We start from the raw sequence: 23,076 nt of genomic DNA, 5'->3' as shown, positions 1-23,076 counted from the left end.
TATAAAATATTGATTTAAAAGAAAAGTAAGCTTTTTCATAAAAATATATTGACAACTTGTATAGACAAGTATAATATTTAAGTCAAGATAAATGAAAGCGGATACCTTAAAAGGGAGAATGAAATTATGGTACAAGATACTACTAATTTATTAGCTCCAGCAACTGGAGCGGTTATTGCTTTAGCTAAAACTTCTGATCCGATCTTTTCTCAGGGAACAATGGGGGATGGATTTGGATTAACTCCAACCATTGGAAAGGTTGTAGCACCTGTTTCAGGAAAAATCAGTATGGTTGCTGACACTAAACATGCTGTTGGTATCGTAACAAAAGAAGGACTGGAAGTATTAGTTCATATGGGTGTGGATACTGTCGGCTTAAAGGGAGCACCATTTACTATTAAAATTGAAAATGGTCAGGAAGTTCAAGCTGGTCAAGAAATTGCTGAAATGAACTTAGATGAAATTAAGGCCAAGGGATTAGATACAACAATTATGGTTTTAATTACTAATTCAGCAGATAAACTTTCAGGTCTTGATGTAACTGAAGGTGAAGCAAAGGCTGGTGAAGTAGTAGCAACTGCATACTTGAAAAAAGCAGGAACTGAGGACACTTCAAGCCAAAAATTATCTTATCCAGAATTAGCTGCCTTTATTATTAAAAATGTTGGTGGTAAAGATAATGTTAATAATGTAATTCACTGTATTACACGTTTGCGTTTTTACTTAAAGGATGAAAGTAAAGCAAATGATGAAGCTTTGAAAAATCAGCGCGGAATTTTGGATGTAATGCATGCTTCGGGTCAATATCAAGTGGTAATCGGTAATGAGGTTGCTAATGTTTTTGACGAAGTAGTTAAACAATTAGGACCTTTAGACAGTGAAGCAACCCCGACTCCAGAAGATGATGGTAAAAATCCAGTTTCAAGAGCATTTGGTAATTTAATTGGTTTTATCACTGGTTCAATGAGCCCAATTATTGGAGTTATTGCTGCAGCTGGTATCATTAAGGGTATCTTAGCACTCTTAACTCTTCCACAATTAGGAAGTTTGCTTAGTGTAAAGAGTACAGCTTATATTACAACTAGTGCAATTGCCGATTCCGCCTTCTTCTTCCTACCAATTTTAGTAGGATATTGTGCAGCTAAAAGATTGAACTCTGATCCAATTATTGCTGCGGTTATTGGTGGAGTGCTTGTTTATCCACAATTAGTTGATTGGGGTAAAGCTTTCAAGACCATGTTTGAAATTGGTGGAATTAAATTTGAGTTCTTGAACTATACATACTCGATTTTCCCAATGATTTTAGCTGCATGGCTTGCTAAGAAATGCGAAGATTGGCTTAAAAAGTGGCTCCCATCATACTTACAAATGATTTTTATTCCATTAATTACTGTTTTAGTTGTATCAGCTTTAACTTTGATGGTAACTGGTCCAATTATTCAAGGTGTTGCTAATGGTATTGCTATCTTCATTAACTGGTTAGTTCATGCATCTGGCTGGGTTGGTGGATTCATTATTGGTGGGTTCTACCAAGTATTGGTTATCTTTGGTCTTCACTGGGGTGTTGTGCCACTTGTGGCTCAACAAATTGCCGGAACTGGTGAAAGTGCATTAAACGCAATTATTTGTTCATCCATGATTGCCCAAGGTGCTGCTGTATTAGCGGTTGCTATTAAATCTAAGAAAGAAGACTTAAAGGAATTAGGTTTTGCTTCAACAATTTCTGCAATGTGTGGTGTAACAGAACCAGCCGTTTATGGTATTAGTTTAAGATATAAGAAAGTATTTATTTCTGGATGTATTGGTTCTGCCTTTGGTGGATTAGTTACTGGCTTAATGCACGGAACAATGTATGGCTTTACTGGTGGATTAATTGGATTTTCTTCATTCTTTAATCCAAAACATCCAACTGACTTATCAAGTTTCTATACATTCTTAATTGCTAGTGCAGTCACAATTGTTGTTTCATTTATCGTTACCTGGGTTTGGGGCTACAATGACAATATGACTAAAGGTGCAAAGGTAGCTAAAAAGAAGAGACCAGGTAGTAAGTAATATAAAGTAGAGAATTATTGAAAAATAGTTCTCTATTTTTTTGTTTGCTTTTTATGTCGAGATAGTCATATAATAAGTGTGTCGATAAAAACATAAAATACAAAAAGATGATGAAAATGACTAATTTAAATAAAATGAATAAAAAATTTAAGACCTTAAATGATTTTGTAGGTACTCACTTTATTTATACTTATGAAAATGGTTGGGAATATGAATGGTACTGCAAAAATGATTATACTGTTGATTATCGTATTCATCGTGGAATGGTAAAATGACGTTGGGTCAAAGATCAAGAAGCGCATATTAATCTTTTAACTGATGGAATTTACAAAATTGCATGGACTGAACCAACTGGTACTGATGTTGCTCTGGATTTTGTTCCTAATGAACATAAATTAAATGGAACTATCTTCTTTCCTAAGTGGGTACAAGATCATCCCGAGATTACTGTTTGCTATCAAAATGACCACATCGATTTAATGCACGAATCACGAGAAAAATATGAAACTTATCCTAAGCCGGTTGTCCCAGAATTTGCGAAAATTACTTATATTGAAGAAGCTGGCGTAAATAATGATGAAGTAATTGCTGAAGCTCCTTATGAAGGGATGACAGATGATATCAGAAATGGTAATTACTATGACGAGCATTACCACATTATTCAAAAAGAAGGTCATAACTATCTCGAAAAGCAATGAGGTGATAGTAACTTTTTTGGTAGAATAAAATTATTATCTATAGAATAGAAAAGAAGATTAGATGCCAAAAAAGCGAATTTTACCTTATATTATTCTAGGAATTTTAGATCAGAATCCTGGTTCAACAGGAAAGTTTATTACTAATCAATTTAAAAATGAAATTGGAGAATTTTGGAAAGCTTCTCATAGTCAGATTTATCCTGAACTAAAGAAAATGGTCGAAGATGATTGGATTAAACAAACAAGTGATAGTAATAATGAAAAAGAAAAGTATTATCATTTAACTAATCTAGGAAAAGAAAAATTAAATTCATGGATTGATATCCCTATTACCGCTCTTCCAGTAGTCGAAGATTTGTTTTCATTAAAACTATTCTTTATTCAGGATCCCCATGATCCCAGAATTTCGACTTTAGTTAATAAGCAACTTAATCTATTAGAGGAGCAACTTGATCATTTAAATGATAGAGAAAAAATGCTATTTAATACTCAAGAAAAGAGAAGTAAAAATTATGGCCATTATTTGATCTTAGAGCGTGCAATTAGTAGGCTTGATAACCAAATTAAGTGGCTAAAAACGATAAAACAGTGTTGATAATTCAGCGCTGTTTTTTTGAATTCAATAGTTGAAAATATTAAATCGTATTAATATAATTAATAATAATTTAATTGTGTCGTAGATTGGGGGAAAGGCTATGATCTTTGAAAAGCTTTTTTCTAAAGAAAATAAAAAAGATGAGATTGTTAGGGTAAAGGTAAGCGATGAAGAATTCAACGAATTGAAAATAAAATTAAGTAGCGGGGATGTAACAGTTGAACAAGGAGAACGTTTTGCAGTTAACTTTATGGGTAAACGACACTACTTACCTGTTGTTCAATTAGAAAATGGAAAGTTACAGCTTAAGCAAAGAATTAATTTAATTGATAATGGTGAAGCTCATCTTAACGTCGTTGTACCAGCAGAGGTAACCTTAGATAGGCTTGATGTTCAAACTAATAGTGGTGATATTGAAATAGTTGATACCAAAGTGGAAAAAGCATATCTTAAATCGACTGAGGGTAGAGTTAGAGTAAGACGTGTTGCAATTGCTGAATCTCTTCTAGAATCAACAGATGGTAATGTAACCGTGAGAAACAGTGATTTAGCTGATGGGAAGCTTGCTACATATGATGGAGAAATTAAAGTATCTGGATCTACCTTATCTCAAATTTCCTTGAATGTTACCGATGGAGATATGAATTTAACTGACGTAACTATTGATGGTGGAAGTGCAAACTTAAAGGCTGGTAATTTCACCTTAGATCATGCTGTCTTTAAGAGTGATTACGATATTAATAATATTGAAGGAAATAATACTGTCTGGAGTGCAAATTTAAAATATGCACGTGTCAGAACAGCTAATGGACTAAATAATATTTCATTTGATCCACAACCATCTGGAGTAGTCTTAACAATGACAACAGTAGATGGAGATAATGTGGTGGAATAGGAGAAGAATGGTGAAAAGAGAGAAATCTAAGCAGAAAAATTTAGGAATTTATAGTAGCTTGAAATCAGTTATTATTAATACAGTCTCATTCTTTGTAATAAGCTCTATAGTAATGGGAATTTCTAATTGGAGTGAAACTCAAAGCTTAATACTGAAAACGTCAGAATATCTTGGATTAATAGGTGGAAGTCTGATTGCTGGAATTATAATGAGTTTCTTTTTTGGTGAAAAATAACCCCGTGGAAAACCACGAGGTTATTTTTATTTGACTGTACTTAAAACTGAGCGAATTTTCGTAGTAAGCATATCGATAGCAACATCATTTTCTCCACCTTCTGGAACAATGATATCAGCATAACGCTTAGTTGGTTCAATGAATTGATTATACATTGGCTTAACTGTTGCTAAGTATTGATTAATTACTGATTCGACAGAACGACCACGTTCTTGAGTATCACGTTCTAATCTTCTGATAAAACGAATATCATCATCAGTGTCAACGAATACTTTAATACTCATCAAGTTCCGTAAGTTTTCTTCTCCAAGAACTAAGATACCTTCTAAGATGATAATATCTGCTGGTTCAGTATGGATGGTCTTTTCACTTCGAGTATGAGCAGTAAAATCGTAAACTGGCATTTCAACTGCCTTATAATCCATTAATTGACGTAATTGTTCAACAAGAAGTGGCATATCAAAGGCATCAGGATGGTCGTAGTTGATTTTTTTACGGTCTGCCATTGATAAGTTGTCGTTGTTCTTGTAGTAAGAATCTTGCGTCATAATTAAGATATGGTCGTCTTGTTGTATTTGGTCATAAATTTCATGGGCAATGGTTGTTTTACCACTACCTGAACCACCGGCAATTCCAATGATAATAGGGCGTTTACTTTGCACAATAAAATCTCCTTTTTTAAACTATTACAATAATACCTTAAAATTAGGCTCTGTGATAGATTTATAGGCAAGAATATTGACAAATATGCGTTTTTTCGGGTATCTGAAGTAAAAGGGACTTGAAAGTACATATATAATTTAGTAAAAAGATCTCATTTTGACTATGTCAAAAGCTGCAATAAAAAATTGGAATCCACGATACAAAAGGAACGTCTATTGCGTTGCAACTGCTCTATATATGATAGTAATTGTAATGTTTACTACGCAATATAACTAGATTTTTGAGAAAAAGAGGTAATTGATAACTAAAGAATAATACTAAAATACCGAATTAGTCGTAAAAATGACGGGTTCGGTATTTTTGGTATTTTCGGGGGATGAAAGATGGTAATATTTAAGACGTATTTTATATGTAATTAGGGATTAGGCAATAATGAATCTTAAGTTCTGGACGTACTTATTAATATATTTATTTTCAAGCATATTAAATTTAGTGTTCTTTTTTAAAGTGTTAAGGTTACCATTAAGAAAACGACATTTTTTAGTTCTAATTTTTTTGATATTGATAAATATTTTAGCAAGTGGCTTTAACTATTTAGCTATTGTTTTTTCAGAATTAATTACAATAGTGTTCTTATGGTTGATTTTTAAAAAGAAAATAAGTTCTTATTCGATTTTAGGAGCAATACTTTTTGTTTTTAATGTAGAAGTAGTTGGAGATATTTGCAGAGCTATTTTGTTAGATGTCACAGTTAAAATTATTAAAGATATTAAGTTAATAATGTTAGCAAATATAGTATTGATGATAGTGCCTTTGGCAATAATAGTGTTTATTATGCAAAGATTTAATAATAGATTAAACAAAGAGTTCGTAGGATCAAACGGAAGAATATTGAGTTGGTTAATTTTCTATATTTACGTAGTAAATATTGCAATTGCGATTATTTATACAACTACTAATAATATCCCACCAGTGTATTTCTTTTTTGGAAGTGTTCTCCTATTTCAAACATTATTTGCAATTGGAATTTATTATTTAATGCAGAAAAACCAAAAAGTGGCATTAAAGAAATCCAAAAATGAAGAATTAGAAAGAGAACAAAAGAAACTGGAAGACTATGCACATTACCTTGAAAAAAATGAAGATGAGCTGAGGGCTTTTCGACATGACTACTTGAATATGTTCAATTCATTAAAGATTAGTGCTGAAGAAGGCGATACGAAGGAATTAATCACACAGCTAGATGAATATACAAAAACTAGTCTAAATGCAGATGCATTTAAAAAATATAAAGACGTCAATCATGTACATGTTAAGTCTTTAAAAAGCATTATTATTTCAAAGCTTACAGAGATGTATGATTTGAAAATTCCATATAATTTTGAATGTAGTGAAATAATGACTGATATTCCTTCCGGTATTAATGAAATGGATTTAATAAGAATTATAGGAATAACATGTGATAATGCGATTGAAGAAAGTAAAGAATTAATAAATGATAAAAAAGAGGCTCAAATTGAAATAATGATTTATTCAATAGACGGAGAATTTGAGTATGAAATTCGAAATCGTAAAAGACATGTTTCGATTTCTACTAAAAAATACAACAAAAAGGATATTCCACTAAGAAAGAGCATTCTGGACTAGGATTGACAATAATACGAAGAATAACTGAAAATTATGAAAATATGTCTATTACTTATGATATAGATAATGATTATTTTGATTTTTATCTTGTGATTGATAAAGAGGTGTAAAAATGAAATATCCTGTAATTATTTGTGATGATAATAAAGTTTTGGCGAAAGAATTATCTCATAATATTCATATTGCAATTCAGAATATGTTAGACAATGACCTTATTTATCAAAAGACCGAATTAAATATTGATTTAGTTGCTAGTACATTCGAGCAGGTTGTAAGTTATGTAGTTGCTAACGATATCCAAAATGCAATTTATTTTTTAGATATTGAATTAAGTCAAAATTCCGAAGCAAAAAACGGAGTAGATTTAGCAGAATTTATTAAAAAGCAAGATCCGAATGCCCAGATTATCTTTGTTACTGCTTATGACAAATATGCGCCTTTAACTTATCGTAGAAGAATTGGCGCTATTGACTATATAAATAAATCATTAGAACGAAGTGAGATGCTTAAAAGGATTGAAGAAACTGTCATTCATGCGATTAACAGTATAAATAGGCTTATTCAAGTAAATCGTGAAGAACTGATTTACAAAATAGGAAGAAGAGTTAGAAAAGTTGAAAAAAGTTTAATTTATTATGTTGAAAATAGTGTCATGCAACATAAGGTTAATTTAGTAACATCAACTGGTGAAACAGAATTTAGGAGTAATATTTCTAAAATAGATGCTGAAAATGACTTTTTATTTAAAATTTCTCAATCTTGTGTAGTAAATCCAAATAATATTAATAGCATTGATTTTTCGAAAAAGACCATCATATTTCCTAATGGTGATGAAGTAATTTTTGCTCGCAGCTTTAAAAAGAAAATTAGAGAAATACTAAATAAATATCCGGAAATTAACGTTAAATAAAAGGTAAGACTTATGTTATTCAAATATAAATCTGTTTATGTAGCTCAAGTAGATGAAATGGATTGCGGGGTTGCTTGTCTAGCAATGATCTTAAAGCAGTATCATTCTCGTGTGTCTTTAGCACATTTGCGTCATGAAGCTCGCACTAATCTTGAAGGTACAACTGCGCTGGGACTAGTTAAAACAGCACAGAAATTTAATTTTAAAACTGAAGCCGTAAAAGCTGATATGTCTCTTTTTAATGAAGATAGTATTCAATACCCTTTTATTGTGCATGTTCTTAAGCAAGGGGAATTACTTCATTATTATGTAGTTCTTAAAAATGCTAAAAACTATTTAGTAATTGCAGATCCCGATCCATCAGTTGGTGTGGTAAAGATGCCTAAAGATAAGTTTGCTCAAGAATGGACTGGTATTGCACTCTTTATGGTTCCTAACGAAGACTTTGAACCAATCAAAGAAAAGAAAAATAACCTATGGTCTCTCTTTCCATATATGTTTAAACAAAAGCGGCTGATGATTAACATCATTTTAGCCGCTTTATTAATGACCATAATTAGTATCTGTAGTTCATATTTTGTTCAAGGAATAATTGATACTTACATTCCCGATGGAACCTTTCAGACTCTTTCAATCTTAGCTGTTGGATTATTAATTGCTTATATTTTTAATTCAATCTTTTCTTATGGACAGAATTTTTTATTAAATGTTCTAGGTCAAAGATTAAGTATTGATTTAAACCTCCAATACATAAGGCATATTTTTGAATTGCCAATGGAATTCTTTGTAACGAGAAGAACGGGTGAAATTACTTCGCGTTTTTCTGATGCAAGTAGAATTATTGACGCTTTGGCAAGTACAGTTATTTCGCTTTTTTTAGATTTGTCGATTGTTATTGTAATGGGACTGGTCTTAGCAGCTCAGAATATGACATTATTTGGAATTACATTGGTGGCTTTACCAGTGTATGCAGTTGTAATTCTAGGCTTTACTAAGAAGTTCGAAAAATTAAACAATGAACAAATGGAAAGTAACGCTGTTTTGAGTTCTTCAGTTATTGAAGATATTCAAGGAATTGAAACTATTAAAGCTTTAAATAGTGAGAATACAAGATATAGAAGAATTGATAGTCAGTTTGTAGATTACTTAAAAAAATCTTTTAAATACAGCAAAACTGAGAGCTTGCAGACAGCACTTAAAACATTTATTCAACTCTCTCTTAATGTAATTGTTCTTTGGGTTGGTGCAAGAGTTGTAATGCAAGGACAATTGAGCATTGGTCAGTTAATGACTTTTAATGCCTTACTAGCATATTTCATTGATCCACTTCAAAGTATTATTAATCTGCAACCGCGTCTGCAATCAGCCAGTGTTGCGCAGAACAGATTAAATGAGGTCTATCAAGTAAAAAGTGAATTCAATCAGAAGACTACTATTGAAGATTGTAAGCTCCTAGAAGGAAATATTGAATATAAGAATGTTGATTATCGTTATGGCTATGGCGCAGATGTTTTAAAAGATATTAATCTAAAAATTAACCAAGGCGAAAAATTAACGATTGTTGGAATGAGTGGTTCTGGAAAGTCTACGATGGTTAAGTTGTTAGTAGATTTCTTTTCGCCAAGTAAAGGTCAGGTTACATTAAATGGACATGCAACAAGTGAAATTAATAAGCATAGCTTGCGATCATATGTGAATTATGTACCTCAAACTCCATATATCTTTTCTGGAACAGTTAGAGAGAATTTGTTGTTAGGTTGTAGGCCAGATATCACAGAAGAAGATGTAATAAAGGCTTGTCAAATTGCTGAGATTGACCAAGAGATAGCTAATCTACCTTTGCAATTTGAAACAAAATTAGATGAAAATGCAAAAATTCTATCTGGTGGACAAAAACAAAGGTTAACAATTGCTCGGGCATTATTATCTCCTGCAAAGGTATTTATCTTTGATGAAGTAACAAGTGGCTTAGATACAATTACCGAGAAGAGAGTAGTTGATAATTTGATGAAGCTCAAAGATAAGACAATTATTTTTATTGCACACCGTTTGGCAATTGCGGAACGAGCAGATAAGGTTGTTGTGATTGATCATGGCCAGATAGTTGAAGAAGGCAGTCACAGCGAATTGATGAGTAAGCATGGCTTTTACTATGACTTGGTGAAAGGATAGGTGAGTACAGATGGATGCAAAAGAGTATGAAAGTACAGAATTCTATTCCTATAAGTTCAAGAACTTCTCGACAATGATTATTATTCCAGCAGCTATTTTTGTTCTACTTTTATTTATTGGATCTTTTTTTGCTATTAGACAGAGTACGGTCTCTTCGGTTGGTGTTGTTGAACCAACGGTTGTAATTAAGCAGAAAAATGTTAACTATGATGAGGGACAAGTCGTTACGAAACATGGTCAAAAGTGGGTAGCTCATGTTGATCAAGATAGTGGGATTAGTTTAATGCCTGTTATGAAAGCTAAGAATAAAATAAAAATTGTAACTTATGTGACAAGCGACAAAGTCTCGACTATTAAAAAGGGACAGTCGTTAACCTTTTCTGTACCTACTGGAGATGGCTTAACTAGACACTTGACTGGTAAGGTAAAGGAAATTGGAGTCTATCCTGTGAACATGAATAAACAAAATATGTACGAAATTATTTCGACTGCAAAAGTTAATGATGAGAATATTAAATATGGGATGCAGGGGAATGTGACGATAATGACCGGTAGGAGTACGTATTTAAAATATCTTTTGGATAAGGTAAGGAATAATAAGTAAAAAATACTAATTTAGTTAATAAAAGTAATTTTAGACACAAATAGAACAATATTGGTCAATTTTATATCTTAAGATGATAACTTTAGTAAGCTATGCATATAAATAAAATTTTAGGAGGTTTCTATCATGAAACAATTTAATTATTTATCACATAAAGATTTAGCAGTCGTTGTTGGTGGAAGAAATAATTGGCAAACAAATGTGGGAGGAGCAGTGGGATCAGCTATGATTGGGGCTACAGTTGGTGGTACAATTTGTGGACCTGCATGTGCTGTAGCTGGTGCCCATTATCTTCCTATTTTATGGACAGGGGTTACAGCTGCAACAGGTGGTTTTGGCAAGATAAGAAAGTAGGATTTTGACAATGAAATTAAATGACAAAGAATTATCAAAGATTGTTGGTGGAAATCGATGGGGAGATACTGTTTTATCAGCTGCTAGTGGCGCAGGAACTGGTATTAAAGCATGTAAAAGTTTTGGCCCATGGGGAATGGCAATTTGTGGTAGCAATAGGAGGTTATTTTGGCTATACTCATAATTAAACTATAGTCAATTAAAGTAAAACAGTGATGATTTGATATTTAGCACTGCATTACTTTATTCATAGATTCATTAGGAGGTAGTTTAAATGACTAAACATTATAAAATTATTGGTCTAAGGATATTGTCATGGGTAATTACGATTACTGGATTGATAATATTTATCGGAAATGTTCATGAGTATGGCTTACATTTTACTTATAATCAAGTATTGGCAATAATTATTGTGATTTTACTTTTAGTTACTACTATGTATTTTTCAGTTACACCCAAATTATTGAAATGGAATGAAAAATATGAGCTTGTATGGTGGTTATGCTATTTATGTGCTCCTATATATCTCTTTTTAACTAATTTATATAATTCAACAGATCTTGGTTATACTATCAAGTTTTGGCTTTTCTTTGGTGGAGGAGCAGCTTTAATAATCATAAGTAAGTATATTTTGAAAAACAAAAAATAAAGTCTAAATAATTTATCTATTTCAATCGTATATAAATAAAAATTAGAATACCAAATTGGTCTGTAAAACGACTAATTTGGTATTTTTTATCTTATGAAATTTTGAACCTGATAAAATTTTTAATAAGGTAAAAAAGAGAGCGTGATAAAAATGGAAATAATTAAAAATAATGAAAAGATAGCATCAAATAAAGAAAAATGGATAACACTAATTCTAGCTGCTGCTTTTGGATATTCAATGAATAAATTGTTTTCGCTGATTGTAAAATTAAATTGAACACTTGATAAAAAATAAAAAGTCCATTCGGACCTGTTTGATAGAATGTTAATAACCACAAAAACTTTCTATTGGAGGTCAAAATGGACTCTTTACATTCTACCATGAATCAGCACATTAAAGGCAAGCATTTATCATTCGAGGAAAGAGTTATTATTCAATTGCGTTTGAAAGATGGCTATTCTTTGCGTGCCATCGCCCGTGAATTAAACTGTTCTCCTTCTACTATCAGCTATGAGGTTAAGCGTGGTACTGTAGAACTGTATCATGGCAAAGTCAAAAGATATAAGGCTACTCAAGGGCATGATGCATATCAAGCTCATCGTAAAAATTGTGGGCGCAAATCAGACTTTCTCAGGAAAACTCAATTCATGCGCTATGTCCACAAGCATTTTTTTAAAGATGGCTGGTCGCTTGATGTGTGCAGTAATCGTGCTACTGCTGTTGGCGCATTTAGCAGCAGAGATGTTGTCTGTACTAAGACTCTTTACAATTATGTCGACCAAGGTCTATTAGATATACATAATTACGACTTGCCAGAGAAGCTTAAACGCAATACTAAGCTTCATCGTATTCGCAAAAATAAGAAAAAATTTGGCAGAAGCATTGAAGAACGTCCTAAAGAGATCAATAAACGTAATGAATTCGGTCATTGGGAATGCGATTTAGTTCTCGGACATAAGAGCAAAGATGATGAGGTACTGCTAACCTTATCTGAGCGTATGAGTCGTGAGTTTTTAATTCTTCGTATTCCTGACAAGACTTCTGTCAGTGTCATGCAGGCCTTTAAAGAACTCCAAAGGCAATACAGCGAACATTGGAATGATATTTTTAAAACCATTACCACTGATAATGGCTCAGAGTTTGCAGATCTTTCCAACCTAGAAAAAGTATCCAATACACTGGTTTACTATGCCCATCCTTACACTTCTTGTGATAAGGGAACAGTTGAAAGACACAATGGTCTTATTCGCAGATTCATTCCTAAGTGAGAAGCAATAGCTAACTATTCTTTACAAGACATCATTAATATTGAAACCTGGTGCAATTCTTTGCCAAGAAAGATACTGGCCTATCATACACCAGATGAAATCTTTGAAAGAGAATTAGATCTAATCTATCAAGCAGCTTAACTAAAAGTGTTCAATTTATTATTGCAATTTGCGAATATTTTTTAGATAAGGTATTGAATAAAAGATAAGCGACATGTTAACCGTATTGATCCAATAATTAGCAACTTTGGTCAAAATGCACTTTTTACTATCAATTCTCAGTATTATATAGCATGTAAGTCAGAGTGATTTACTAATAAAAATAGAAAGATGGAGAGTATAAATATGAAAAATGTAAAGAACTTAAAGGAAGAAGACTTAATGATGATTCAAGGTGGAAAAGGTGGAGGTAAATATCATTACTATGGAAATGGTGTTTCTTGCAATAGTCAAAGATGTCGTGTAGACTGGGGACGCTCATGGTATTGTATTGCTAACCGAGCAGCTGGGGCATATGCTACTGGTGGAAAGGCAACTATCGGAAGTTGCTAATAAATCATTAAAAGGATTAATTCTGATACATTCCCTGTCAAGTAGACAGGAGAAATACATAAAGCTTCTATTCCTCAGTTGATTTTTAATCAGCTGAGGATTTTTTCTACCCTAAATTAAGTATTAAATGCATTTTGCTTAGCTAATTTGTACTTAATTCTACTAATGTTTTTCTTTACTTGAATCTTGTCATTGATTTAACTAAAAAATAAAAGTACGCCAAATAAGCCTATGAAAACATGTACTTTTTCTTAAATTCTAACCTCCAATGTGAAGGTAAAGTCTATATTAACCTATCAATTTTAATTTTCTAAACACGGCATTAAATGCGTACAGACTTCAAACTTAGAATAGACTTAAGAATAGGCGGTAAAGCAGTCCGTTTTATGTATGATGTCAAATATCAAAAATGAGTATACGACTTTATTTGTTTTATCTTCGCTTTCTATTTTTAGACGAAATAAAAAGTATCAGATTATGAATCGTAGATGCACAATCTGACACTAAGTTAGTATGTTTTATTAATAAATATTGTTAAAAAATATAGAATTATTTGTTAAAATGAATCTTAACTAATTTAATAAAAATTGTAAGGATGAAAAATATGAAGGAAACTAAATTAAAAGAGATGTTAACTAAAATAAAAGCAAATTCCGATATTGCAACTGATCCAGAAGCTCAAAAATTGATTGAAGCAGCTATTGAAAGAATAAGTGAGAATGGTGATTTGCAGAAGGTAATATTTAAACTGAAGCAGGATATTAGCATGTATTCTGTAGCGCATGGTTTTAAATTGCCAGAAACTTTAACTAAATTGCAGCTTTTATTAGATAGGGATCCAAATAAGTGGGCTGGCGCTGGAGAAACAATGTCACTTACTAATTTTTAAAAATTAATCTAATAAGAATATTTTTATTTATAAATTCAATACAGATATGAAAGATCACAAGATATAGTGCTATTTTGAGAACTTTTAGTATTGAACTTTAATTTGTAGAAAAAATGTTACCCAATAAGAAAAGAAAAATTAGGTCAATATTAGGATTATCATTTTTATTTTTACTCGTAGTATTAATTAATATATGGAAACAAGAATTAAATATTCTTGAGTTAGTTCTTCTAATTATTGGAATTATTATTTGGATCAGTGCTATTATTTGGCGAATAATCGTAATTATTAAAAGTTAACTTTTACTTTCAGTAATATTCCAAGTTTTGAATGAAGCAAAAAATGCATTCTTAAAAATTAAATTTGGCTTATGTAGCTGAAATTTCGGCTACTAAACAAGTTGATTTGAGGAACCTAATTAATCGTAAACAAGGCTTGTTGGGTTCTTTTTAATTTTTACTGGTTTTGAAACACTAAAATTTAAATAGTTAGTAGAAGTGTTGAGTTAAAAGGTGAGAAAATGAAAATAATTGAAGAAAATGAAAAGGAAGCTTCAAAAAAGAAAAATGGATAATTTTAAGTGTAAGTCTAGTTTTCGGTGTTTTAATGAATAAGTTGTTCTTGCGTCTAACTTCAATTGATAGTTTTGTTTTATCAATGCTGATTGGAGTAGGAAGTATGTATGTGTTTGAATGCGGATACTATTACTTCAGAAACGATATTAAAAAATGGTTAGAAAAGTTAGAAGATAACTTAGGAGGTTAAGTGCAGGATTAGGGCTATCCGCAGGCACATTTTTAGCAACCTATGTTGGTATAGCCATCTGTATGATTAGTAGTTTATGGAATCAGTGGTAAAAACCATTGTTTTTAGTGTTGGATTGATATTTTTTGCTTTAATTAAATTTACTATTAAGCAGGATGAAAATTCGAAAAGATTATATAATGCAATATGGAGTTATTTTATTAGATAGTTTGCTATAAAGCCACTCAATAAGTACCGAATTTGTTACGAAAAAGACCGAATAAGTCTTTTTTATTTTTGAGAACTTTCTAAATGATAGAATTGGTTCATAGCAAAGATTTTGGAGGAGAATAGAATGCCAGTAGGATACATTCCAATTATTTTACTTTTATTAATAGTTTTAGTTGATATCATTGCTTCGCTAAAATTACATAAGCTAGTAAAAACGTCTGATGTCTCAAATATCTTAATACTTGGGATAGTAGCAATGGTTATTTTTGCTTTGAAAGATTTAAGTTCATTTTCTTGGAGTTCAGCAATAGCAACTGTTTTTATGAGTATTGTTGTTTTGAAAGAATTTTATGATGAATATCACTTACAAGTAGAAGATGGTAAAGATGAAAAAACGGCTAAATAATAGACAATTAATTATTCTTAGTACTCTGGTTGGGACAATTATTTTTACTCTTGAAACTGTAATAGACCTAGTAGTAGGGAGCACATTAACTATTTATATAATTCTTGGAAACATTCTCTGGGGGATGATCTTGGGCTATTTAATGTTCAAACTTGTGAAGCTAAGGCAGATGAGAAGGAAGGATATAAGTAAAATTGAGTAAAACACGTCAAAATAAAGATACAAATACAGAAGAATGGACGATAATTACACTCAGTGTGATCTTTGCCTTTTGCATGAATAAGCTGTTTTTATATGTAACAAATAGTGACAGCATTATGCTAAGCTTTTTTGTCGGAATTATAAGTATGAGTGTGTTTTCGATCACGTATTATTATGGCAAAGATAGGATCCAACAACGTTTAAAGAGTAAGAAAAATATTCATGAGTAAAAAAGAAAAAATTATTGGTCTTAGAATTTTATCGTAGATTATTACATCAGTTAGGTTGGTTGTATTTCTAGGTGATATCTACAGTTATGGATTTTCTTGGCGAAGTTTTAATCAGGTAGTGGCTTTAATTTTAGTTGTTTTATTGCTAATTTCTTCTATTATATTTACGTATATTTACGTCTACGAAGAACTTATTAGAATGGAATCAAAAGTATAAACGAGCTCAGTGGATCGGTGAGCTAATTATTTTACCGACTTTTTTCCTAGGCAATTTATATAATTCTACACATGTCTGGTATTCGATATTATTTTTATCTTTCTTTGGAGGAGGAAGCCTTTTATGCATGCTTATTCAATATTTTCGAAGGAGATAATAAAAAAATACCAGATCGGTCATAAAATATGCGAAATTATTCCATTTTTATTTTTTACAAAAAAATGATAGTAAAATTAATGAATAAATGATAATATTTGGAAACAAAACTACTCTTTGGAGGACAAAAATATGAAAAATGAATTGGAACAAGTGTTAAATGACTTTATTTCACTTGCTAAGACTTATTATGATAGAAAAGGCAACGAATACTTATTAGAACAACTTGAAGTTGCCTTAGACAAGTTAGAACATAATGTTCAAGATGACATTGATGAAGCACGGGCAACTTATCAAAATGTGAATACAATTTGTTTAGTAAACCATCTCCATTTAGACAAAGATGAAGAAGCATTGCTTGAAAAGATTAAAGAAATTTCAATGAGTAAAGGCTGGATTGGTGGCTTGAATAGCTGGAACACGACTAATACTTGGCCTGGAAAGTAGGAATGAAAATGCAGGCTTTTTATTATGCAATACCAACTTTAGCAGTAACTGTAATTGCAGCATATATTTTTACTTCAGTTAAGCTTCATAAGTTTATCTGGGTTTCACCAGTTGTTTATTTGGCTTTAATTGGAAGCGTTGGCTTATGGATTAATATTGGTACGAATATCTTTTCAGCTTCAGAACAAGGCGTATTTGGATTGCTAGTTTTAGAAGTAATTATTCTGGAAGGGATTTTTGAAGAATATAAATATCAAAAGCAAAATCTATCAAAGAATGAAGAGTAGTCGAAAGACTGCTCCTTTTTTAGTATATTAGCTTTATGTGCATATTAGTTGCAACTTTCTTTGCACATTACCCGTTAGTAAAAGCTTTTGTCTTTGCTTTAGGGATGATTGTGGCTTTTATTCCAGAAGGATTAGAGTCAACTGTCACATTGTCTTTGGCCGGAGCAGTTCAAAGAATGGCAAAAAAGCATGCCTGGATTAAGCGTTTATCTAGTGTTGAAACGCTAGGGTCAACTTCTGTCATTTGTTCCGATAAAACAGGCACTTTAACTAAGAACGAAATGACTGTAAAAGAACTCTGGACTTTAGAAAAAAGTTATCATGTTTTAGGAGAAGATTATGCAGTTTGAGACCATATTAAAGAAGGCCCAACCCATATCTTTGCAAAAGATAACGATACTTTGAAGGAAGTATTACTTGGAGGTGTTTTTGCAGATAACGCAAGGATTCAAAAGCCCGATAAACATCATTTACGTTATCAAATTTTAGGTGATCCAACTGAAGCTTGTCTTGAAGTTGTTGCAAGAAAAGGAAAGATAGATGTTGAAGCAGAAGTAGAAAAAACGCCACGTGTTAAAGAGTTACCATTCGATTCAAGCAGAAAAATGATGACAGTAATTCAAAGCTCAGATGGCACACATCGCTTTAATACTTATACTAAGGGTGCACCAAATTGTGTAGTCGATAAATGTACATCTTACTTATGTGATGGGAAAATTCAACCTATTACCCAGGAAATAAAAGATAAGATTATGAGAGCAAATGACGGCTATGCTAAAGATGATTTGCGCGTCTTAGCAGTTGCCGGCCGTAATCTTGATCAAAAGATAATGGATGATTTAGATCTTGCAACAATTGATACAGTTGGAAGAGATCTCACCTTCTTAGGATTAACCGTTATGATGGATTCACCCATCAAGAGCTGAAGTATATAAGGTTATGGAAATTGTCTTGCTATTATGCATTTCATATGTACCAGTCTTTCAGTCATTTTTGGGTACGGAGCCGCTTAATGCACATGATTGGATTAGATTAGTATGTATTCCGATACCATTAATTTTAATTGACGAGTTAAGAAAATGAATTTTAAGAAAAGAGTCAAAAAATAAATAAACTTTAACTGCTAGTTTTAACTAGCAGTTTTTTCTTGCTAAAATAGTAAAAATACGGAGGTGGCGAAGTATGAAAAAAGGTTTAGTAATGGAAGGTGGCGCAATGCGCTGCATGTTTACTGCTGGAGTCATCGATACTCTCATGAAAGCAGGCATTGATTTTGATGGTACAATAGGTGTATCAGCTGGAGCTGCTTTTGGCTGCAATTATAAGTCAAGACAAATCGGAAGAGTTCTGCGCTATAACGTAAAATATGCTAGTGATCCACGTCTATCTAGTTGGCAATCGTGGCTAAAGACTGGTGATTTATATGGAGCTGACTTTTGTTATCATGAGTTACCAGGTAAACTTGATATTTTTGATACAGTCGCTTTTCAAAAAAATCCAATGGATTTTTGGTGTGTGGCAACTGATATTAATAATGGAGAAGCGATATACCATAAATTATTGTCTGGTAAGGAAGCGGACTTAGAATGGATTCGCGCCTCTTCATCCATTCCAGTTTTTGCTCGGCCAGTTGAAATTGGGAGTCGTAAGTATTGGGATGGTGGAATTAGTGATTCAATTCCCATTAAATTTTTTGAAAAAATTGGCTACAACAAGAACGTTGTCATTTTGACGCAGCCGCTCTCTTATAAAAAAGAAGCAAGCAAATTATATCCAGCTTTAGAATTGATCCTACATAAATATCCTGCAGTCTTGAAAAAATTAAAGACAAGAGCAAAAGATTATAATGATGTGCTTAATTACATTAGAAAAAAAGAAGTACAAGGCAAAATGTTGGTTATCAGACCACCTTATCCTTTAGAAATTGGCACAATGGAGAAAGATCCTCAAGAATTGAGGCGCGTATACCAAATCGGTGTAAAAGAAGCTAAGAAAAATTTACAAGCAATAAAAACTTATTTGAGTGAATAATCTTCTTGAATGACTTGTCTAGATTACATTTCATTCGCTATAATTAACAAAAGCTTAAATTTTCAGTTTTTTAATAGCAATTATAGAGGGAATGAATGTAATGAAAAAAACAAAGCTGCTAAGCTTTTTCTTTGCACTTTTGATGTTTTTCTCACTCGATGCTACGTTTATCAAGCCAGCTCAAGCGGCTAGCCAAAAGCAAGTAGCAGAAGGTAGTGTCTTGAAGAAGATTAAAAAGAGTGGAGAATTAGTAGTCGGTACATCTGCTGATTATCCACCATTAGAATTTACAACAAGTGAAAATGGCAAGACTAAGTACGTTGGAGTTGACGTTGAATTAGCAAAAGACATTGCTAAAGACTTGGGTGTAAAGCTTGTTATTAAGAATATGTCTTTTGACTCATTGTTAGTTGCACTTGAGACAGGTAAGGTAGACATGGTAATTTCTGCTATGACTCCTACGCCTGAAAGAAAGCAGAGTGTAGCCTTTTCAAAAATCTACTACAAACCAAGTGGTGAATATTTCTTAGTAAATAAAAGAGATAAAGACAAGTACAACAGTATTCAAAGCCTTGAGGGACAAACCGTTGGAGCTCAAACTGGAAGCAACCAATATAATTTAGTTAAGACTCAAATGAAAGATTCTAAACTAAAGGGTCTTGGAAAAATTAATAACTTAGTTTTAGCTTTACAATCAGGTAAAGTTTCTGCTGTTGTTGTTGAAGAATTAATAGCTAAAGCTTATGCCGAAAATAATAGTAGTTTAGCTGCAGTACGTTCTAATTTGAAAGAAACACAAGCCGGCAATGCAGTGGCAATTGCTAAGGGACAAGATGACTTAGTTGCACAAGTTAATAAGACTATTGATCATGTTCAGAAAAAAGATTTGATTAATAAAGAATATCTTCCGGCAGCAGCTAAGTACATGAAGACTGAGAAGAAGAGCAATACTTTTGCTAAATATATTCCATATTTCTTTAAGGGAATCTGGTATACGATTGTAATTACAGTCTTTTCAGTTGTAATTGGAATAGTTCTAGGAATTATTTTGGCCTTAATGCGTTTGTCAAAGAATCCAATTTTACATTGGCTTGCGGTTTGTTACATTGAATTTATCCGTGGTACGCCACAAATGGTACAAATTTTATTTGTTTACTTTGGAATTGGATATTTGATTTCTAATCTTTCCGCTTTGGTTGCAGGTATTATTGCTATTGGACTTAATTCGGGAGCCTATGTGGCTGAAGATATTAGGTCAGGAATTGATTCTTTACCAAAGGGACAGATGGAAGCTGCTCGCTCACTTGGTTTAAGCCGTCAAAAAGCCTTTAGATATGTCATTATTCCGCAGGCAATTAAGAACATTTGGCCAGCTTTAGGCAATGAATTTATTACTTTATTGAAGGATAGTTCCCTAGTTTCAGTAATTGGGGTTGCTGAATTAATGTACCAAACGCAATTAGTTCAGACTTCAACTTATAAGGGTGTATTGCCATTATTCATTGCCATGATTATCTACTTTATTCTAACTTTCTCATTAACGAGGTTGTTGAACCACTTTGAAAAGAGGATGAAACGTAATGACAGTAATGATTAAGGTTGAACACTTAAAAAAGAGTTTTGGTAAAAAAGAAGTTTTAAAAGATATTTCCGCAAATGTTGATAAGGGAAAGGTCATTAGTATTATTGGTCCGTCTGGCTCAGGAAAGAGTACTTTTTTACGCTGTCTTAATGTGCTTGAGACGCCAACTAGTGGCAAAATTATTTTTGATGGTCAAGATTTAACTCATATTAGTGAGAAAGAATTGGACGTTTTACGTGAAAAAATGGGAATGGTTTTCCAGAGTTTTAATCTCTTTCCAAATATGAATGTAATTGAAAATATTAAACTTGCACCAATGAAGGTTAAAGGGGTAAGTGAAGAAGTAGCTGAAAAGCAGGCTTTAGAACTCCTTGATAAAGTTGGTTTAAAAAATCGCGCTAAGCAATATCCTTCTAGTCTTTCTGGTGGTCAGCAGCAACGTGTGGCAATTGCTCGAGCACTTGCGATGGATCCAGAAGTAATGCTTTTTGATGAACCGACAAGTGCGCTCGATCCAGAAATGGTTGGGGAAGTTTTAAAAACTATGCAAGACTTAGCTGATTCTGGAATGACAATGGTCATTGTTACTCATGAAATGGGTTTTGCACGTGAAGTTTCTGATGAAGTTTGGTTTATGGCAGATGGATATCTACAAGAACAAGGTAGTCCTGAACAAATTTTTGAAAATCCACAAAGTCCGCGTGCCAAAGATTTCCTTTCTAAGGTTTTGTAAATACTAATAATTCTTTTAAATAAGCACTTTCTTTTTACAAGGAGAGTGCTTTTCATTTATAATGTTCTCTTGATAAAAAAAGTTGGAAAGGGATGAGTTTAATGAAGATTAGACAAGCCACAATAAATGACTATGATCAAATCATGACTATCTTGAAGGATGGAGCTAACCAATTAGCTGAGCGTGGTGTTGATCAATGGCAAGGGGAATATCCTTCTCCAGATCAAATTAAAGAAGATATTGAAAAGAGATTTGCTTACTTGGCAGTTTCAGCTGATGGCGAAACAGTCGGAGCAATTTCAATTGTTGAGGCACCGGATCATTCGTATGACCAATTACATGGTAAATGGTTACTTGATACAGATAAGTATGTTGTCATTCACCGCGTTGCCATTCATTCTAAGCATGCTGGTCACGGTTATGCAACTAAGCTGTTAACTGAAGTGATTGATTACATTCGTGATAATCGTAAGGATATTGATAGTATTCGCATTGATACTCACGAAAACAACACGGCCATGCAACATTTAATAGATAAAATGAACTTTACTAAAGTGGGCGAGTTGCATGGAGTCTATCGTCCAAATGAAATTTCATATGTTTATGAAAATGTCAGAGACTAAGTAATTTTTTAGCTAGGTTGAAAAACCTAGCTTTTTTGTTAGGCTTAGGCATTCTGTTGACACATAGTATTATGTTAGAATATTCTTGTTAAATACTGTAAATTACATGGAGAAATTGATGAGAACAAATTTTAAATTTAAAATAGCAGCATTTTGTGGATTGTTAGCTATTTTAATCGGACTTACAGGCTGTGCTAACAATAATAGCAATAAGATTACTGTTGTTGGATCTAGTGCCATGCAGTTACTTGCAGAACAAGCAGGAAATGACTACCGTCTTTCTCATCCAGACAGTAATATTGTGGTTCAAGGTGGAGGTTCTGGAACTGGTCTTAGCCAAGTACAGGCTGGTGCCGTTGAAATTGGAACTTCTGATGTTTTTGCCGAGACTCAAAAGGGGATTGATGCCAAAAAACTACAAAATCACTTAGTTGCCGTAGTTGGCATTGTACCAATTGTTAATAAGAGTGCTGGTGTTAAAAATTTATCTAAACAACAATTGAGCGATATTTTTACTGGTAAGATTACCAACTGGAAGCAAGTTGGCGGAAAAAATCAAAATATCACCGTAATTAATCGTTCTAAGGGTAGTGGTACTCGTGGAACTTTTGAAGGTTTAATTTTGAATGGAAAAAAGCCGATCCAAGCTCAAGAACAAGATTCTAATGGTACTGTACGTAAGATTGTTAGCTCTACTCCAGGGACAATCTCATATATTTCCTTCCCATATGCTAATGATGAAAATATTCAAAAATTGAGCATTGATGGAATAAAGCCTACGAATAAAAATGTAGAGACTAATCGCTGGCATCTTTGGTCTTATGAACATATGTATACTAAGGGTAAACCTAATAAAAATGTTCAAAAGTTTATTGACTATATGCTTGGCAGTAAGGTGCAAAATGATTTAGTACCAAAGCTTGGCTATATTAGCATTAATAAGATGAAAGTCGAACGTGATAGTAATAATCATATTGTTCAGAAATAAAGAATAGGATGTTT

27 protein-coding genes and 3 pseudogenes are annotated in these 23,076 nt (G+C 32.5%); 29 read left to right on the top strand and 1 reads right to left on the bottom strand.

Annotated elements, in window-relative coordinates:
- The first annotated feature begins 126 nt into the window (after positions 1–126).
- From FD18_RS05535 to FD18_RS05515, 5 genes and pseudogenes are all read left to right on the top strand, one after another.
- Positions 127–2,055 carry a PTS sugar transporter subunit IIABC gene (locus FD18_RS05535; RefSeq protein ID WP_057718994.1) on the top strand — a complete coding sequence of 643 codons (1,929 nt, stop codon included), beginning with the start codon at positions 127–129 and terminating at the stop codon, positions 2,053–2,055.
- A 134-nt stretch (positions 2,056–2,189) separates the two neighbouring features.
- Positions 2,190–2,753, top strand: a pseudogene (locus FD18_RS05530) (phenolic acid decarboxylase).
- A gap of 61 nt (positions 2,754–2,814) precedes the next feature.
- Positions 2,815–3,348: a PadR family transcriptional regulator gene (locus FD18_RS05525; RefSeq protein WP_057718993.1), complete on the top strand. Its 534-nt coding sequence runs from the start codon at positions 2,815–2,817 to the stop codon at positions 3,346–3,348.
- Between the two features lie 100 nt (positions 3,349–3,448).
- A complete protein-coding gene (locus FD18_RS05520) occupies positions 3,449–4,243 on the top strand; it encodes a DUF4097 family beta strand repeat-containing protein (RefSeq protein WP_057718992.1) in 795 nt (264 codons plus the stop codon).
- A 7-nt stretch (positions 4,244–4,250) separates the two neighbouring features.
- Entirely contained in the window at positions 4,251–4,478 is a 228-nt protein-coding gene (locus FD18_RS05515; protein WP_057719023.1) for a hypothetical protein, read from the top strand.
- Between the two features lie 26 nt (positions 4,479–4,504).
- Here the strand turns inward: FD18_RS05515 and udk are convergent, their stop codons facing one another.
- Entirely contained in the window at positions 4,505–5,140 is a 636-nt protein-coding gene (udk, locus tag FD18_RS05510) for a uridine kinase (protein ID WP_200953884.1), read from the bottom strand.
- A 640-nt stretch (positions 5,141–5,780) separates the two neighbouring features.
- Here udk and FD18_RS10355 point away from each other — a divergent pair.
- The 24 genes and pseudogenes from FD18_RS10355 to FD18_RS05405 all read left to right on the top strand — a co-directional run bounded on the left by FD18_RS10355 (position 5,781) and on the right by FD18_RS05405 (position 23,062).
- The gene (locus tag FD18_RS10355) at positions 5,781–6,788 is read left to right on the top strand and encodes a sensor histidine kinase (protein ID WP_268766066.1); all 1,008 of its coding nucleotides are present in this window, start codon (positions 5,781–5,783) and stop codon (positions 6,786–6,788) included.
- A 2-nt stretch (positions 6,789–6,790) separates the two neighbouring features.
- Positions 6,791–6,898 (top strand): hypothetical protein, encoded by a 108-nt coding sequence (locus tag FD18_RS10350; RefSeq protein ID WP_268766065.1) that lies wholly within the window; start codon positions 6,791–6,793, stop codon positions 6,896–6,898.
- 2 nt (positions 6,899–6,900) lie between these two features.
- Entirely contained in the window at positions 6,901–7,698 is a 798-nt protein-coding gene (locus tag FD18_RS05500) for a LytR/AlgR family response regulator transcription factor (RefSeq protein WP_057718990.1), read from the top strand.
- A 12-nt stretch (positions 7,699–7,710) separates the two neighbouring features.
- On the top strand, positions 7,711–9,870 hold the full coding sequence (locus tag FD18_RS05495; RefSeq protein ID WP_057718989.1) for a peptide cleavage/export ABC transporter: 2,160 nt from the start codon (positions 7,711–7,713) through the stop codon (positions 9,868–9,870).
- A 10-nt stretch (positions 9,871–9,880) separates the two neighbouring features.
- Complete coding sequence (locus tag FD18_RS05490) at positions 9,881–10,474, top strand: HlyD family secretion protein (RefSeq protein WP_057718988.1); 594 nt, start codon at positions 9,881–9,883, stop codon at positions 10,472–10,474.
- Between the two features lie 126 nt (positions 10,475–10,600).
- Complete coding sequence (locus FD18_RS05485; protein ID WP_014567249.1) at positions 10,601–10,828, top strand: bacteriocin class II family protein; 228 nt, start codon at positions 10,601–10,603, stop codon at positions 10,826–10,828.
- 10 nt (positions 10,829–10,838) lie between these two features.
- Entirely contained in the window at positions 10,839–11,012 is a 174-nt protein-coding gene (locus tag FD18_RS05480; RefSeq protein ID WP_235499888.1) for a bacteriocin class II family protein, read from the top strand.
- A gap of 90 nt (positions 11,013–11,102) precedes the next feature.
- Positions 11,103–11,477, top strand: a complete 375-nt coding sequence (locus tag FD18_RS05475) for a LacI family bacteriocin immunity protein (protein WP_011161713.1) — start codon at positions 11,103–11,105, stop codon at positions 11,475–11,477.
- A gap of 359 nt (positions 11,478–11,836) precedes the next feature.
- Positions 11,837–12,886, top strand: a pseudogene (locus FD18_RS05470) (IS30 family transposase).
- A 204-nt stretch (positions 12,887–13,090) separates the two neighbouring features.
- Positions 13,091–13,297, top strand: coding sequence for a leucocin A/sakacin P family class II bacteriocin (locus tag FD18_RS05465; RefSeq protein WP_057718987.1), 207 nt, complete (start codon positions 13,091–13,093; stop codon positions 13,295–13,297).
- Positions 13,298–13,901: 604 nt separating this feature from the next.
- A complete protein-coding gene (locus FD18_RS05460; protein WP_057718986.1) occupies positions 13,902–14,186 on the top strand; it encodes a bacteriocin immunity protein in 285 nt (94 codons plus the stop codon).
- 606 nt (positions 14,187–14,792) lie between these two features.
- The gene (locus tag FD18_RS09635) at positions 14,793–14,951 is read left to right on the top strand and encodes a hypothetical protein (protein WP_157053607.1); all 159 of its coding nucleotides are present in this window, start codon (positions 14,793–14,795) and stop codon (positions 14,949–14,951) included.
- Between the two features lie 334 nt (positions 14,952–15,285).
- The gene (locus FD18_RS05455; RefSeq protein ID WP_057718985.1) at positions 15,286–15,567 is read left to right on the top strand and encodes a hypothetical protein; all 282 of its coding nucleotides are present in this window, start codon (positions 15,286–15,288) and stop codon (positions 15,565–15,567) included.
- Positions 15,568–16,035: 468 nt separating this feature from the next.
- Positions 16,036–16,215 carry a LacI family bacteriocin immunity protein gene (locus tag FD18_RS10480; RefSeq protein WP_479680691.1) on the top strand — a complete coding sequence of 60 codons (180 nt, stop codon included), beginning with the start codon at positions 16,036–16,038 and terminating at the stop codon, positions 16,213–16,215.
- Positions 16,169–16,372, top strand: a complete 204-nt coding sequence (locus FD18_RS10475) for a LacI family bacteriocin immunity protein (protein ID WP_162257034.1) — start codon at positions 16,169–16,171, stop codon at positions 16,370–16,372. Before FD18_RS10480 ends, FD18_RS10475 begins: the two co-directional genes overlap by 47 nt.
- 131 nt (positions 16,373–16,503) lie before the next feature.
- Positions 16,504–16,818 (top strand): bacteriocin immunity protein, encoded by a 315-nt coding sequence (locus FD18_RS05440; RefSeq protein ID WP_057718983.1) that lies wholly within the window; start codon positions 16,504–16,506, stop codon positions 16,816–16,818.
- A gap of 8 nt (positions 16,819–16,826) precedes the next feature.
- Positions 16,827–17,105: a hypothetical protein gene (locus tag FD18_RS05435; RefSeq protein WP_235499887.1), complete on the top strand. Its 279-nt coding sequence runs from the start codon at positions 16,827–16,829 to the stop codon at positions 17,103–17,105.
- A 41-nt stretch (positions 17,106–17,146) separates the two neighbouring features.
- A pseudogene (locus FD18_RS05430) lies at positions 17,147–18,019 on the top strand (HAD-IC family P-type ATPase); the annotation flags it as partial.
- Between the two features lie 25 nt (positions 18,020–18,044).
- Positions 18,045–18,188 (top strand): cation transporting ATPase C-terminal domain-containing protein, encoded by a 144-nt coding sequence (locus FD18_RS10420; protein ID WP_083486761.1) that lies wholly within the window; start codon positions 18,045–18,047, stop codon positions 18,186–18,188.
- Between the two features lie 99 nt (positions 18,189–18,287).
- Positions 18,288–19,136, top strand: a complete 849-nt coding sequence (locus FD18_RS05425; RefSeq protein ID WP_057718981.1) for a patatin-like phospholipase family protein — start codon at positions 18,288–18,290, stop codon at positions 19,134–19,136.
- 100 nt (positions 19,137–19,236) lie between these two features.
- Positions 19,237–20,733, top strand: a complete 1,497-nt coding sequence (locus FD18_RS05420; protein ID WP_057718980.1) for an ABC transporter substrate-binding protein/permease — start codon at positions 19,237–19,239, stop codon at positions 20,731–20,733.
- Positions 20,717–21,451 (top strand): amino acid ABC transporter ATP-binding protein, encoded by a 735-nt coding sequence (locus FD18_RS05415; protein ID WP_057718979.1) that lies wholly within the window; start codon positions 20,717–20,719, stop codon positions 21,449–21,451. The genes FD18_RS05420 and FD18_RS05415 overlap by 17 nt, the downstream gene beginning before the upstream one ends.
- A 101-nt stretch (positions 21,452–21,552) precedes the next feature.
- Entirely contained in the window at positions 21,553–22,074 is a 522-nt protein-coding gene (locus FD18_RS05410; protein WP_057718978.1) for a GNAT family N-acetyltransferase, read from the top strand.
- A gap of 118 nt (positions 22,075–22,192) precedes the next feature.
- A complete protein-coding gene (locus FD18_RS05405; protein WP_057718977.1) occupies positions 22,193–23,062 on the top strand; it encodes a phosphate ABC transporter substrate-binding protein in 870 nt (289 codons plus the stop codon).
- Positions 23,063–23,076 lie beyond the last annotated feature (14 nt).

This window comes from Lactobacillus taiwanensis DSM 21401 (assembly GCF_001436695.1).
Classification (GTDB): domain Bacteria; phylum Bacillota; class Bacilli; order Lactobacillales; family Lactobacillaceae; genus Lactobacillus; species Lactobacillus taiwanensis.
The sequence above is the reverse complement of the archived record's forward strand: the minus strand, read 5'-3'. Positions and strand labels throughout refer to the sequence as shown.